General features: G+C 37.3%; 1 protein-coding gene. It reads left to right on the top strand.

Annotated elements, in window-relative coordinates; genetic code table 11:
- A partial coding sequence (locus HMPREF2886_RS32715; protein WP_218189067.1) for a hypothetical protein occupies positions 1-225 on the top strand: 225 nt, incomplete at both ends.

The raw sequence follows: 225 nt of genomic DNA on the forward strand, positions 1-225 counted from the left end.
TAATCGTTGATAGTGCATTACGTATTAGTGCAAACAAAAATCAAGTGACTGTCGATGCGTTAAGTCTCAACGGCCAATATATCTTAGCGTTATTAAAAAACGCACTAAAAGAAAAAAGCACACTCTCCGTAGAGCGAGCGGAACAATGTGTATTTACTTTTGCATCATCATCTTTCCCACAAGATGAAGAGAGCAAGTTAAAAGCAGCTAGCGTATTTGATGTTT

It is taken from the genome of Pseudomonas sp. HMSC066A08 (assembly GCF_001813025.1).
GTDB classification, from domain to species: domain Bacteria; phylum Pseudomonadota; class Gammaproteobacteria; order Pseudomonadales; family Pseudomonadaceae; genus Pseudomonas; species Pseudomonas aeruginosa.